This is a genomic window from Streptomyces odontotermitis (genome assembly GCF_050510915.1).
GTDB lineage: Bacteria > Actinomycetota > Actinomycetes > Streptomycetales > Streptomycetaceae > Streptomyces.
Window position 1 is genome coordinate 1,160,260 of sequence record NZ_JBNJLS010000001.1, and the last position, 13,348, is coordinate 1,173,607.

Annotated in this window: 15 protein-coding genes; 5 read left to right on the forward strand and 10 right to left on the reverse strand. The window is 70.4% G+C overall.

What is annotated here, in order from left to right; genetic code table 11:
* Nucleotides 1-38: 38 nt before the first annotated feature.
* Complete coding sequence (locus ACQB60_RS05260) at nucleotides 39-620, forward strand: TetR/AcrR family transcriptional regulator (protein ID WP_496924589.1); 582 nt, start codon at nucleotides 39-41, stop codon at nucleotides 618-620.
* Between the two features lie 126 nt (nucleotides 621-746).
* Here the strand turns inward: ACQB60_RS05260 and ACQB60_RS05265 are convergent, their stop codons facing one another.
* Genes ACQB60_RS05265 through ACQB60_RS05275 form a run of 3 tightly spaced genes read right to left on the reverse strand, consistent with a single transcriptional unit; the run spans nucleotide 747 to nucleotide 3,472 of the window.
* Nucleotides 747-986: a hypothetical protein gene (locus ACQB60_RS05265; protein ID WP_496924590.1), complete on the reverse strand. Its 240-nt coding sequence runs from the start codon at nucleotides 984-986 to the stop codon at nucleotides 747-749.
* Between the two features lie 20 nt (nucleotides 987-1,006).
* Nucleotides 1,007-3,187 (reverse strand): 4-alpha-glucanotransferase, encoded by a 2,181-nt coding sequence (gene malQ, locus ACQB60_RS05270; RefSeq protein ID WP_496924591.1) that lies wholly within the window; start codon nucleotides 3,185-3,187, stop codon nucleotides 1,007-1,009.
* Complete coding sequence (locus ACQB60_RS05275) at nucleotides 3,188-3,472, reverse strand: hypothetical protein (protein WP_496924592.1); 285 nt, start codon at nucleotides 3,470-3,472, stop codon at nucleotides 3,188-3,190.
* A 361-nt stretch (nucleotides 3,473-3,833) separates the two neighbouring features.
* Between ACQB60_RS05275 and ACQB60_RS05280 the strand changes: the two genes are divergently transcribed.
* Nucleotides 3,834-6,809 carry a glycoside hydrolase family 84 protein gene (locus tag ACQB60_RS05280; protein WP_496924593.1) on the forward strand — a complete coding sequence of 992 codons (2,976 nt, stop codon included), beginning with the start codon at nucleotides 3,834-3,836 and terminating at the stop codon, nucleotides 6,807-6,809.
* 21 nt (nucleotides 6,810-6,830) lie between these two features.
* On the opposite strand, the gene ACQB60_RS05285 is transcribed toward ACQB60_RS05280, so the two are convergent.
* The 7 genes from ACQB60_RS05285 to ACQB60_RS05315 form a co-directional block, all read right to left on the reverse strand.
* The gene (locus ACQB60_RS05285) at nucleotides 6,831-8,009 is read right to left on the reverse strand and encodes a methyltransferase domain-containing protein (protein ID WP_496924594.1); all 1,179 of its coding nucleotides are present in this window, start codon (nucleotides 8,007-8,009) and stop codon (nucleotides 6,831-6,833) included.
* Complete coding sequence (locus ACQB60_RS05290) at nucleotides 8,006-8,146, reverse strand: hypothetical protein (RefSeq protein WP_496924595.1); 141 nt, start codon at nucleotides 8,144-8,146, stop codon at nucleotides 8,006-8,008. The genes ACQB60_RS05285 and ACQB60_RS05290 overlap by 4 nt, the downstream gene beginning before the upstream one ends.
* A 240-nt stretch (nucleotides 8,147-8,386) precedes the next feature.
* Nucleotides 8,387-9,244 carry a helix-turn-helix domain-containing protein gene (locus ACQB60_RS05295; protein ID WP_496924786.1) on the reverse strand — a complete coding sequence of 286 codons (858 nt, stop codon included), beginning with the start codon at nucleotides 9,242-9,244 and terminating at the stop codon, nucleotides 8,387-8,389.
* A gap of 35 nt (nucleotides 9,245-9,279) precedes the next feature.
* Entirely contained in the window at nucleotides 9,280-9,807 is a 528-nt protein-coding gene (locus ACQB60_RS05300; protein WP_496924787.1) for a DUF6879 family protein, read from the reverse strand.
* The gene (locus ACQB60_RS05305; RefSeq protein WP_496924596.1) at nucleotides 9,785-10,012 is read right to left on the reverse strand and encodes a hypothetical protein; all 228 of its coding nucleotides are present in this window, start codon (nucleotides 10,010-10,012) and stop codon (nucleotides 9,785-9,787) included. The genes ACQB60_RS05300 and ACQB60_RS05305 overlap by 23 nt, the downstream gene beginning before the upstream one ends.
* A 688-nt stretch (nucleotides 10,013-10,700) precedes the next feature.
* Nucleotides 10,701-10,895: a DUF397 domain-containing protein gene (locus ACQB60_RS05310; protein WP_496924597.1), complete on the reverse strand. Its 195-nt coding sequence runs from the start codon at nucleotides 10,893-10,895 to the stop codon at nucleotides 10,701-10,703.
* Nucleotides 10,892-11,776 carry a helix-turn-helix domain-containing protein gene (locus ACQB60_RS05315; protein WP_496924598.1) on the reverse strand — a complete coding sequence of 295 codons (885 nt, stop codon included), beginning with the start codon at nucleotides 11,774-11,776 and terminating at the stop codon, nucleotides 10,892-10,894. The genes ACQB60_RS05310 and ACQB60_RS05315 overlap by 4 nt, the downstream gene beginning before the upstream one ends.
* A 221-nt stretch (nucleotides 11,777-11,997) precedes the next feature.
* On the opposite strand from ACQB60_RS05315, the gene ACQB60_RS05320 reads away from it, so the two are divergent.
* Genes ACQB60_RS05320 through ACQB60_RS05330 form a run of 3 tightly spaced genes read left to right on the forward strand, consistent with a single transcriptional unit; the run spans nucleotide 11,998 to nucleotide 13,281 of the window.
* The gene (locus ACQB60_RS05320; RefSeq protein WP_496924599.1) at nucleotides 11,998-12,459 is read left to right on the forward strand and encodes an ATP-binding protein; all 462 of its coding nucleotides are present in this window, start codon (nucleotides 11,998-12,000) and stop codon (nucleotides 12,457-12,459) included.
* Nucleotides 12,456-12,827, forward strand: a complete 372-nt coding sequence (locus ACQB60_RS05325) for a hypothetical protein (protein ID WP_496924600.1) — start codon at nucleotides 12,456-12,458, stop codon at nucleotides 12,825-12,827. Before ACQB60_RS05320 ends, ACQB60_RS05325 begins: the two co-directional genes overlap by 4 nt.
* Before the next feature lie 10 nt (nucleotides 12,828-12,837).
* Nucleotides 12,838-13,281, forward strand: coding sequence for a Uma2 family endonuclease (locus ACQB60_RS05330; RefSeq protein ID WP_496924601.1), 444 nt, complete (start codon nucleotides 12,838-12,840; stop codon nucleotides 13,279-13,281).
* Nucleotides 13,282-13,348: the final 67 nt, after the last annotated feature.

Consider the following 13,348-nt stretch of genomic DNA (forward strand, 5'->3'; position numbering starts at 1 on the left):
CCTGGACTGTCAACGCTTGTTGGCCTACGTTTGTTGGCATGACCGAAACCAGCTCAGGACCGGCCGTCGCACGCCGCTCCGACGCGACCCGCGGCGCCATCCTGGCGGCGGCCCGGGAACGCTTCGCGGCCGACGGGTACGAGCGGGCCACCATCCGGGCCATCGCCCGGGACGCCCGGATCGACCCGTCGATGGTGATGCGCTACTTCGGCAACAAGGAGGGCCTGTTCGCCGCGGCCATCACCTTCGACCTGCGGCTGCCCGATCTGGCGGCGGCACCGCGCGAGGACGTCGGGCGGGTGCTCGTGGGGCACTTCCTGCGCGTGTGGGAGGAGGCCGAGGTGCTCACCGCCGTGCTGCGCGTGGGCATCACCAACGCCGCGGGGGCCGAGCGCATCCAGGACATCTTCAAGGAGCAGCTGCTGCCGGTCGCGCGCCGCGTCTGCCCCGATCCGGCCGCCGCCCCGGCCCGCGCGGCGCTCGTCGCCTCACAGATCCTCGGCATGGCCCTGACCCGGTACGTGCTGCGCCTGCCGCCGTCCGTCGCGCTCGGCCAGGAGGAGATCGTCGACTGGCTGGCGCCGACGGTGCAGCGCTATCTGACCGCCGAGCGGCCGTAACTGCCCACAGACACGTCGAGGGCGCCCGGCAGCAACGCGCGTACGAATGGGGTCTCCCCTGCTCATCAAGAGCTTGGGGAGGCGTACGTTGCTGCCGGGCGCCCTCGGCGAGGAGAAAGGTGCGGCTCAGCCCTGCTTGGTCTGCTTGCGGGACTTGTCGCCCACCATCACGAGACCCGCGATCACCAGGAACAGCACGATGGGCGCCGCGACATAGAGGCCGAGCGTCTCGATCACGCTCAGGCCGGGACCCGGGTCGTCGCCGTCGTCACGAATGTTCGCGAGCGCGGGGGACGACATGAGCAGCATCATCAGCGTCGTACCGGCTGCCACGGCACCGGCGCGCAGTGCGTTCTTCTTGTCCACGGGCCAAACGTAGCGAACCGCTAAACGGGCCGCGCGCCCGGGGGTGCCGTACGGGTAGCCGCACGGGTGGCGGCGGGGCTCCGGAACACCTCCATGAACGCGTGCAGACGGCGGCTCGCGGTGAGCTCCTCCAGGCTGAGCGGGCGGCCGTCCGCGCCGGCGAGGGGCAGGCGCCAGTTGGGGTACTCGTCCCGGGTGCCGGGGAGGTTCTGCGGGCGGCGGTCGCCGACCGTGTCCGGGAGCCAGACGCCGACCATGCGGGCCGGGGTGCGCAGCAGGAAGCGGTGCACGGCGCGGATCTCGTCCTCCTCCCAGCCCCCGCCGCCCGGCAGCAGGCCGAGCAGGGACAGGACGCCGAGCCACTCCGCGACGTCGGCGGCCGCGGCGGCCCGCTCGACGGCGAGGGGGCGGGCCAACAGGCCGAGCCGGTGCCGGAGTTCGACGTGCTCACCGGTGATCCGGGCGGCCGTGGGCGGCAGGTCGTGGGTGGTGGCCGTGGCCAGGCAGCCGGCCCGCCAGCCCTCGGGCGGCAGCGGCCGTCCCGTGCCCGCGCCCCCGTCCGCGCCGACCCACTCGCGCTCGAACCAGAGCACGGACGTGCCGAGCACCCCGTGCCGGTGCAGGGTCTCCCGCACGCCCGGCTCGACCGTGCCGAGGTCCTCGCCGATGACGAAGGCGCCCGCCCGGTGCGCCTCCAGGCAGAGCACCGCGAGCATCGCCTCGGCGTCGTAGTGGACGTACGTGCCGTCGGTGGGCCGCCCGCCGACGGGGATCCACCAGAGCCGGAACAGACCCATGATGTGGTCGACGCGCAGCGCCCCCGCGTGCCGCAGAAGCCCGCCGACCACGGCGCGCAGGGGCGCGTAGCCGGATGCGGCGAGGCGGTCGGGGCGCCAGGGCGGCAGCCCCCAGTCCTGGCCGTGGGCGTTGAACGCGTCCGGCGGGGCGCCCACGGACATGGACGCGGCGAAGACGTCGCGCTGCGCCCAGGCGTCGGCGCCGTCCGGGTGCACGCCCACCGCGAGGTCGTGCACCAGGCCGGTCGCCATCCCCGCCTCGCGGGCGGCGCGCTGGGCGGCGCCGAGCTGGGCGTCGGTGAGCCAGGCGAGCCGGGAGTGGAAGTCGACGCGGTCGAGGAGCGCGTTGCGGGCGCGGGCGGTCCCGGCCGAGGCGGGGTCGCGCAGGGCGGGCGGCCAGACGCTCGGGTCCGGGCCGTACGCCTCGGCGAGCGCGCACCAGGTGGCGTGCGCCTCCAGGTCCTCGCCGTGCTCGGCGAGGAAGTCCCCGTAGTCGGCGCAGCGGCCGGGTCCGAGGGGGATCTCCGCGATGAGTTCGAGGGCTTCCTTCTTGAGCGCCCACACGGCGTCCCGGTCGATCAACGCGCCCTTGCGCAGCACCGATTCACGGAGCTCGGCGGCCCGCCGCAGCAGCACGTCGACGCGGTCGCGGGCGGCCCCCGTCAGGTGGGTGTACTCGGGGACCTCCTCGACGCGCAGGTGCACGGGGTCGGGGAAGCGGCGCGAGGACGGGCGGTACGGGGACGGGTCGGTGGTGCCGCCGGGCGGCCCCGGCACGGCCGCGTGCAACGGGTTGACCTGCACGAAGTCACAGCCGACGCGGCGCCCCGCCCAGGACGCGAGCTCGGCGAGGTCCCCGAGGTCACCCATGCCCCAGGAGCGGGCCGACAGGAGGGAGTAGAGCTGCACGAGGAAGCCGTGCCCGCGGTCGGGCGGCCCGGTGATCTCGTACGGGGCGACGACGAGGTGCGCGGTGACGGGCCTGTCGCGGCCGGGCACGGTGGCGGTGAGGTGGTGGACGCCCAGGGGCAGTTCTTCGGGGCCGGGCCCCGGCTCGCTCGTGTCCGCCGTTTCCCACGCGAAGCGGGCGCCGTCCTCGGTGTCGACGCGGAGGCGGGTGCCGGGGGGCAGCCCGGCCCAGGGGCCCGCGTCATCTTGCGCGTCGCGGCCGGCGGCGTCCGGACCTCCGCGCCAGCACACCACGGTCGGCGGCAGGACACGCTCCCGTAACTCCGACTCCCGTACGTCCAGGGCGTGTTGAACCCCTTCAGGGGTGCTCGCGTCGACGTCCAGGGCGGCGAGTGCGGCGATCACCGCGGCGTCGGTGGCGCGGACCGTGCGGTCCGGTGAAGGAGAGTACGACGTGGCCACTCCGTATAAGGCGGCCAGCCGGGAAAGGGTCATCTAGACCCCCATGAAGTCCAGGCCCGAGGCCGTGCCCGTGGCGGTCGGCTCGCTGGTCAGAGGGGCGGCGTCCGCGAGGGGCGGCTCGCTGGTGAGGGGGGCGGCGTCGGCGAGCGGGGGCTCGCTCGTCAGGGGCGGCTCGAGGCAGCCGCAGGAGCAGGAGCCGTCGAGGCCGGAGTCGGGGTCGGACACGCGCAGCGGCATCGCGGAGACCTGGAGCGGGACAGCCGAGAGCTCGGTCTGTTTGGAGAGGGCGTCGAGCAGAAGGTTCGCGGAAGCAGCCACGTGGGGACTCCTCGTCAGGGGGCAGGTTGCGGCTGTATCTACCCAGCGCGCGGCGGCGCACCCGCATCCCGTTCGGCTTCGTGTCGCGCGTCACATTCCGCCTCCCTCGCGGGAGTTATTTCTCCGCTCTCCGTGTTCGCCCGGAGATCCTGTGTCACACCCGGCCCACCGGGGCATTCCCTCCCGCCCGCCCCTGCGGCACACCGCTACGCTCCGTTGACACTCGACACGCCTGAGTGATGGGCTCGGGGGCCGACCATGCGGTGGGCTCCGAAGCCTGAAGTCCGCAGCCTGAAGCCTGCGGAGAGGGCGCCCTCTGCGGAGGGCGCGGCCGAGGAGCCCGGTGAGGGAAGGAGCGGCCGTGCACGTGCGGCGCAGGAAGGGCGCGACGGCCGTCGCCGTCGCCGTCATCGCGGGCACGCTCGGCAGCGCCCCCACCGCACTCGCCACCCCCACGACCCCCGGTACCCCCGCCACCACACCCGACGCGAACACCACCCCACCCCTCCCTCCCGTCTGGCCACGCCCCCAGTCGATGTCACCGCGCGCGGCGGACCAGTCGATTCCCCTCACGGACGAGGCGGTCCTCGTCGCCGGGGAGGACGCGGACCCGTACGCCCTGGAGGCGATCCGCACGGCGCTGCGGGAGGCGGGGGTGCGGCGGATCACGCGGGTCAGGGACGAGGCAGGACTGCGCGCCGGCGGCTCGCTGGTGGTGCGGGCGGGCGGACCACCGGGCGCAACGGCGCTGGCGGCCCTGGGCGCACCGGCCCGCGGCGACCTGCCGTCCGGCGGCTACCGGCTGGCGACGGGCCGGTACGCGGGCCGCGGCACGGTCGCGCTGGACGGGGTCGGCGAGGACGGCCTGTTCCACGCGGCACAGACGTTCCGCCAGATCCTGGAGTCACGGAAGCCGACAGCGGCCGGGGGCACGCGCACGCTTCCGGGCCTGACCGTGCGGGACTGGCCGGCGACGCCGGTTCGGGGCCTGACGGAGGGCTTCTACGGCACTCCGTGGACGCGGGAGCAGCGGGCGGCCCAACTCGACTTCATGGGCAGGACGAAACAGAACCGCTACCTCTACGCGCCGGGCGACGACCTGTTCCGCCAGGCCCGCTGGCGCGAGCCCTACCCGGCGGACCAGCGCGCCGACTTCCGCGCCCTGGCCGAGCGGGCCGCGCGCAACCACGTGACCCTGGCCTGGGCGGTCGCCCCGGGCCAGGCCCTGTGCATGTCCTCGGACGCCGACATCAGGGCCCTGAACCGCAAGCTGGACGCGATGTGGGCGCTGGGCGTACGCGCCTTCCAACTCCAGTTCCAGGACGTGAGCTACAGCGAGTGGCACTGCGACGAGGACGCCGAGACGTTCGGCTCGGGCCCGCGCGCAGCGGCGAGGGCGCAGGCACGGGTGGCGAACGCGGTGGCCCGGCACCTGGCGGAGCGCCACCCGGAGGCCCGCCCTCCCGCGCGCACCCTCTCCCTGATGCCGACGGAGTACTACCAGGACGGCGCGACGGAGTACCGCACGGCGCTCGCCCGACAGCTGGACCACCGGGTGGAGGTGGCGTGGACGGGCGTGGGCGTGATCCCGAAGACGATCACAGGTCGTGAACTGGCTGACGCGCACCGGGCGTTCGGCGCCCACCCCTTGGTGACGATGGACAACTACCCCATCAACGACTTCGCGCAGGACCGTATCTTCCTCGGCCCCTACACGGGCCGCGAGCCCGCGGTGGCGAACCGCTCGGCGGCGCTCCTGGGCAACGCCATGGAACAGCCGACGGCCTCCCGCATCCCGCTCTTCACGGCGGCGGACTACGCCTGGAATCCACGGGAGTACAGGCCCGGCGCCTCCTGGCGGGCGGCGATCGACGACGTGACGGGCGACGACGCGAAGGCGCGGGCGGCGCTACGAGCCCTGGCGGGCAACGAGGCGTCGTCGGTCCTGGGCGCGACCGAATCGGCGTATCTGCGGCCGCTGATGCGGGAGTTCTGGACGTCGCGGACGAGTGCGGGCGGGGCCCGGACGGCGAAGGCGTCCTCCTCCCTCCGAGCCGCCTTCACAGTGATGCGCGAGACCCCGCACCGCCTCGGCTCGAGCTCCACGGCGGGAGCGGACGACCTGGGTTCCGAAGTGCGCCCCTGGACGGCCCAGTTGGCGCGCTTCGGAACGGCAGGCGAGACGGCCATCGACATGCTGCGCGCACAGGAGCAGGGCGACGGCGCGACGGCCTGGCGTTCGTACCGCGAACTGAGGCATATGCACGGGCAGTTGAGGACTGCGGCCCACGAGGTGAAGGTGGGCGAGGGCGTCCTGCTCCCCTTCATCACCCGCGCTCTCACGTCGTACGAGAGGTGGGCGGGCCTGGACCAGAAGCAGGCGACCACGCGGGCCACGGCCCACTTCCCGCGTCCCCACCGCCTCGCCGCGGTGACGGCGCTGACGGCCCCGGGCAGCAAGGGCAACGTGGAGGCACACGTACCGGGAGAGGGCTGGCGCCGCGTCGGCCCCCTCTCCGAGACGGGCTTCACGGAACCGACGCCACCACCGCACCTACGGGCGGACGCGGTCCGGGTGACCCTCACCGAGGGCACGGTCCACCACGTGGTGCCCTGGTACGCGGACACTCCCTCGGCACGCCTCTCGCTGGCACGCTCGGAGACGGACGTGGAGATCGGCGGCGCGCCACAGCGGGTGACGGCACGCCTGCTGTCCCGCCGCCCGTCGACGGTGACGGGCACCCTGAGGGCGAGGCCCCCCAAGGGAATCAGGGTGACGACTCCCGCTCCTTCAACTCTCGCGCGCGGCACGGGGATCGAAGTCCCTGTGGAGGTACAGGTCCCGGCAGGAACCCCCTCGGGCACCTACGACATCCCGCTGACCTTCGAGAACGGCGAGACGCGCATGCTCGCGGTACGGGCGTTCCCGCGCACGGCGGGCCCGGACCTGGCGCGGGCCAAGGGCGCGAAGGCTTCCTCGTCCAGCGACGAGACGCCCGACTTCCCCGCAGCCGACGCGATCGACGGCGATACGAGGACGCGCTGGTCGTCTCCGCCGGAGGACGGCGCGTGGTGGCAGCTGGAGCTGTCCGAGCCGGTCCGACTCGGACAGCTCGTTCTCCGCTGGCAGGACGCCTACGCGTCGGCGTACCGCGTCCAGACGTCGGCGGACGGCAGGACGTGGCGCACGGCGGCGACGGTGCGGGACGGCAAGGGCGGCCGGGAGTCGGTCCGCATGGACGCGCCGGGTACGCGGTACGTGCGGGTGCAGGGCGTGAAACGGGCTACGCGGTACGGGTATTCGCTGTGGTCGGTGGAGGTGTATGCGGTGGGCTGAGAGGCATCAGGCGCCTGCCGCTCACACGGTCACGGGTACCGGACGGCCAGGGCTGTCGAGCCAATAGGTGGCCTCCTCCATCGGCTTGACCGTCATCCCGAACCGGTCGGGGTCAGGCTTGCCCTGGCCCGTCCACCACGAGTAGGCAGTCTCCACCTCCGTCCACAGCTCACGGTGCCCGGACTGGCGGACCTCGAATTCCTCAGCCTCCGGAATGAAGTCCACCGTGGCCCAGCACTTCACCGCCCGATCGCGCAGCCACAGGGTGTACGAGCCATCGCCATACGACTCCATCCACGGTGCGAAGCCACGCGTCTGAAGGCCGATGACGAACATCGCCGCCCATGTCCCCACGTCGTCAGGATTGAGGCTGGTCATGCGGCGCACACCATCCGCAGGCCACTTCTGGCTCCGAAGGTATACGTCTGTGCCAGGCCATGCGCCACGTTGCTGGCGCAGGCGCATGAATGCCGACGAACCGGTGAACTTGCCGGAGACGCAGCCTTCTTCGCCAACCCTCAACCTCACGTTCGCACCACCCCCGTAGGTCGTCGAATACGGGGCAACAATGACCGCACCCTCCCGGCATTGCCTGATCACGTCCGGAGGGAAATCGAGCAAGGAAGCCGTGAACAGAACACGGTCGTAGGGCCCGCCCGGAAGGTATCCCTGTGAGCCGTCACCGAAGATCAGCGTTGGCTTGTATCCGGCTCCTGCCACATGCCGCCTGGCCGACCGGGCGTTGTTCGGGTCGAATTCGATGGAGAAGACGTTCTCGCCGCCGACGCGCTCACTGAGAAGACCAGCGGACCACCCCATTCCGGTACCGATCTCTAGCACCCTGTGCCCGCGGCGCACATCAAGGTCCTTGAGCATCGAGAACACCATGCTCGGCTGGCTGACAGAGCACGTCGGGACTCGGCCCTTGCCGCGCCCCGCGTGCTTTCCGTCGTCCCACTGCGTCGTCAGGGATACGTCGCTGTAGACCGCCCTGAACCAAGCGTCGGGATCTTCTCTGCGATCGATCGACTCGCCCTGTCCAGACCCTTCGACGCGCCCCGGCCAGATCACGTCCGGTACGAACAAGTCCCGCCGGGCTGCGGCGTAGGGCCCCAGCCAATCCGCCGAGAGCACACCTTTGCCGACGAGCACGGAAGCCAATCGCTCAGCCCCGTCCTCCGCCACGTCGTCCGCATTCACCTGCTGCTGCCGCCGTTCGTGTCGCTGTGACCGGAGTCGTCGCCCTCGCCCTGGCCTCCGCCGCCGTGCTTGTTTCCGGAGTTGGAGTCGTCCTCTCCGCCTCGTACGATCCACGGCTTTCCCCTGTGCTGGTTCATCGGCCCTCCCAGGCATCGCGCTTGCTGTGGCCCGTCACCGACCCGCCGGGCGGAACGGGATCAGGATTGGGGGGCGCAGGAGGTGTTGTCATGATGGCCTCCCTAGGGCTCACCCCGGCAGCGGACGATCCGCCCCCGCAGTCGGCGTCGAACGACGAATGACGAATGACTCCGACGATGCTTCGAGCATCGAACTACGGGGTTCTGCAGCTCAATTGACTTCTACGAACTTGCACGGATTCACTCGCAGGCGCTGATGGCCGCAGCGATCAGCCTCCTGGCCTCTGCCCCATAGGCAGCGATACCGGCCAGCTCGGCGAAAGCCTTGGCGTATTCAGCAATCTCGCGAGGCTGCGTAATGGTGAGACCCGCGGAGACCAACTCGACCGACACCTGAGCCTCGTCGTACACGGCGAATGACTCGGTCGGCCAGGCGTCACCTCGTCGCACGCCCATGGGGATCACACCGAGACTCACGGCGGGCGTTGCGGTCATCCCGACCAGGTGTCCGAGCTGGGACACCATCGTCTCCATGTCGCCGATGAGCGTGCGGAGCACCCATTCCTCGATCAGGAAGACAAAGCGGCGCCCGCCGGTATGCAGCACGCGCTGTCGCTCCATTCGTGCCGCGACAGCCTCTTCGGTGTCATCCACGGTGCCCCTGACGGAGACAACCGTCTTGAGGACAGCTCTGGTGTAGTCCTCGGTCTGGAGGAGTCCCGGAACGACCCACGACTGGTAGAAGCGGAACCGGTGGGTGCGTTCGAAGAGCGGCAGCACCGACTGCTGGACACGCTTGAGGCCGCTGCTTTCCAGGCGTCGCCACTCGACGTACATGCCGTCGATGCCACGGGCGGTGGCGATGAGATCCGCGGTCTGGTCCTCCGCCGCGCAGATGCGGGTCCAGATGCGAATGTCCTCGTCCGAGGGCGGGGTCCGCCCGTTCTCCAGACGGGAGCTCTTCGACTCGTGCCATCCCGCCGCCTCCGCCACGGCACGAGCGGACAGACCTGCATCCTTCCGGATCTCCCGAAGACGCCTCCCGAGCGCCTCCTTGGCGCTCTGGACGCTTGATGAAGGCGACGACGGCGACGGCAGCGGCGGTGACACAGGAATCCGTTCCTACTTGTGGGTCAGACCGGCCTGTACTCCTTGTGCGGCGTTGCCCGTTCCCACACCGCTTCAAAAGCCGTGGAGCACAGTCGCACGACTTCCGGTTCGGCCGTGCGCTCCTCATCGCCCTCCGGAGACAACTCGCCGTCGCCGGTGAAGTGCAGGAAGACGACGAGGTCATCATCGAACAGCCAGAAGTCATTACCTGGGAGAGCCAGGTCCGATGCCTTGCGGCGAGGCAGCCAGCGAACCTGCTCCCCTGCCGCGACGTTGCTGGGCGTCAGGTGGTGCTCAAAGCGCAGATAGTCACTCATGGGCTCCGAGAAGATCCGGGCCCGGCGCACCTGAACGCCCCGACCGGTGATCTCTTTCATCAGCGTGAGCCAGGGCCGTGAGTGAGGGTCGCGCTCCGGCATGACGCTGCGCGGGTCCTGTGCCCAGGAGACGTACCTTGAGTCCGACGTCATATAGCCGTCCCGCATCTCCAGGTGCACGGCCGATCGCTGCGCCCGCCTGAACAGCCCCTCAAACGTCGGCTCCTGAACCACCATTCACCTCCGGGAAGAACCGCGCCATGTACGTGGGGATCTCCACAACAGTCTCGTGTTCGGGAAGATCCATCTGTGAGAGCCGCTCCTCGTCCAACACCTTCAGCCCTTGGACGAGGTACCTGCCCGCCACATCGTCGTAGTAGACGGTCGCCGACTTGCCCTCGGGAGAATTCGGGTCCTTGCCCAGCATGTGCAACGCCACGACGCCCACCTCGCTCGTTGAGGACGATCTCTGTGTACGAGCTTGCGCTCAACTCGCCTTGCGACGCACCGAACTTGCACGAACTTGCACCGGCTTAAGGTTGCGCACCGATCGACGCGGCTCTCTTCTGCGGCAGCCCGCGCACCGGTCGGCCGCTGCCGACGGTCGTGTATTGCCGAGGGGGCGGGGCGGTGAGCGGGCTGAGAAGGCCCGGCACGGAGCACGCACCGGAACCACACCGCATACCGAGAGCACCACCAACTCCGCATCTCCAGAGCCACCATCACCAAAGCCGCTCACACACTCGCCGCGAGCCGGACCAGTCGATGGGCCACCGTCAGCCACTACCCGCCCCGGGTGGAGGGGGTGGTGGGTGGGCCAGGACGGCACCGAGCGGGAAACGCTCACCACGACGAGCCGGGCGCCCCTCGCCGTGCACCTCTCGGCCGTGCCCTCCTCGCCGTGCACCTCTCACAGCACGAGACCTCACACCACGTGCGACCTGACACCACGCGAGCCCAGCCACCGTGCGCAGTCGGCCAGCACGCGAGACCGGTCACCGCACCAGACCTACCTTCACGCAAGCCCAGCCGCCTTGCCGCACCCCTCACGCCCACGCACCGCCCTGGCCCACCCACCACCCCCCGCCCACCCTGAGCGGACAGGTGACCCGGCGAGTGCGCTCGGCTCAGCTCGAACTCGCGCGCACCACGGCCAGGAAGCTGGACCACGCGGTGGGCGCGAGCCGGAGTATCGGGCCCTCCGGGTCGGGGTCCTTGGAGTCGCGGACGGCGACTGTATCGGGGACGTTGCGGGCCACCTCTACACACTCGCCACCCGTGCTGCTGTAGCTGGACTTCACGAAGTGGAAGGTGTTGGTCACTGCATGTCCTCGCTGATGCTCTCGATCAGTCTGAGCGAGTCCCTCGGGGCCAGGCTCAGCCGTGCCGTACGGTCGAAGAACGAGCTGTACGTGGCGCTTTCAGCCTCGTTCTCGATCCATACGGTAGCCGCGATGGTGTCGACGTGAACCACATCCACCGCCCCCGCTTCGGCGAAGGAGACGATGGTGAAGGCCCCAGCCATGCAGGCATGACCGCCCGCCCGGAACGGCAGCACCTGGATGCGCACATTGGGCAGTTGGGCCTGCTTCAGGATGTGCTGCAGCTGGGGTCGCATCACCTCCGGCCCGCCCACCTGCTGCCGGAGCGCCGCCTCTCCGATCACGGCGTACACATGAAGCGGTTCGCTTCCCTCCAGGCGGGCCTGCCTCTTGACTCGCACGTCGACGACCCCCTCAATCTCATCGGGGTCGGTCCACCCTCCCTCGCTGACCGCGAGGGCCCTCGCGTACTCAGGTGTCTGCAGCAGTCCAGGAACGAATGCCTGTTGCCAGGTCCGTACGCCGACGGCAACGTCTTCCATGGCGATGTACTCGGCCATCGAGCCCGCTTGCGGCGAGTGATGCCACCACCCCTTCGCCTTCCGTCGCTCCCGGTCCAGCTTGGCCAACTCCAGTAGCCGGGCAACGGACTTCGGGTCCTCGACCCCGTAGAACTCGCACAGCACCCGGATGTCCGGATCCCGCATGGGGACCCAACCTCGCTCCATCTTCACGATCTTCGTGCCGGTCGCATTGATGGACTCGGCGGCCTGCTGCTGCGTTCTCCCTGCGGCATCACGCAGACGCAGCAGGTCGCCACCAAGCCTGCGGGCCAGCACAGTTGACGCTCGATTGCCTGCGGACTGAGTCGATCGGTTCACGGTCACAGTGTGTCCCCCCAACGTCACCAGGTCGATGCCATTCACACTTTGGGGAATATATTCCCCGATTGGATTGCCTCCAGAGTCACGGCTCGCTACTTTCAGTACTCAACCGCTAACGCAGCGGCCCCAGTTGGCGGAAGAGCACCACCCATGCCCGCCCCGGCAAGGGACCCGGCAGAGCCACCGCCACCCCGACCGCACAAGGAGGTGCGCGTCACATGGCCGAACCAGAAGAAGCGCCCCCACCTCTCCACGAGGACACCCTCAACTACACCCCCACCCCCCGCAGCATCCCCCTCGCCCGCCACAGAACCGCCCGCCTCCTCACCGAATGGGGCCACCCCACCCTCGCGGGAGACGCCGCCCTCATCACCTCCGAGCTGATGACCAACGCCCTCCTCCACGGCAGCCACCGCGACCGCCTGATCCACGTACGGATCGCCCTCACCTCCACCACGCTCCACATCGAGGTCAGCGACCCACGGGGCGAGCGGCTGCCGAGCCCCCGCCCGGCAGAGGAGACGGACCAGTTCGGACGGGGCCTCCACCTGGTCGGGGCGCTGGTCGACGACTGGGGCGTGCGACCTCGCGAGGGCGTCGGAAAGACCGTCTACGCAACGTGGGCACTCGACGCAGCCGGACGCCCCTGCCCGGTCCTCACCAAGAAGGGGCACCAGTGACCAAGGCATACATGGACGGGGACTCGGACGGGGGCAGGGACGCTCCCCTCACCCCCCAGCCCGAACTCACACTCCCGGCCCTGCGGCAGGCCGTGGCCACCGTCGCCCCGTCCCGACTGCCCGAGTTCCACGAGGACCTCCAGCGCGCGTTCGTGCGGGCAGCCGACGAGGACGGCGTCGTACCGATCCGGATGTTCCACCGGCGGTGGGAGGTCGTCGTCGAGATCGAGCGGCACCCCGAGACCGCGCGTCGACCGCACGCCGCCGAGGCGGCCCTGAACAGTTCAGATCCGGCGGAACGGGACCGGGCGGTCCAAGAGGCTGGAGACATCGTGCGCGCCGCGCACCGCGAGGTGGCCGGTGGCTGACTGGCACCGCATGAGCGCAACACAATTCGAAGAGCTCGCCCGGCACGCGTCCCGCACCTCCGAAGGTGCACGGCTGGAGTTCATCCACGGACGCCTCGGCGAGAAGGCCGGGGTCGACGGGAATCGCGGAGCCGTCATCGCGTGGCTGACCCGCCTCTTCCTGCGGAGCCGTCCAGAGCTGTGGCTCGACCCCCTGCAGGGGTTGCTCGTCGAGAGCAACAAGGAAGGCCGCGCCCGCCGCGACCGCGTCGACAAGCCCCGCGCCTACGCCTCGACCGGCATCCCGGTCTATCTGCTCGTCGACCGCGAGACCTGCGAGATCAAGGTGCACAGCCAGCCCGACGGCGGCCGCTACGAGCAGGTGATGACTCTCCCCTTCGGCAAGGACGTCACGCTGCCCGACCCCGTCGGCATCACCCTCGACACCGAGCCGCTGAAGAACTGGGTGCGCTGAGCGAGAGACATCAAGCGCGCATACGTGGAGGGGGCGCCCGGAACAATCCGGGCGCCCCCTCCACGTA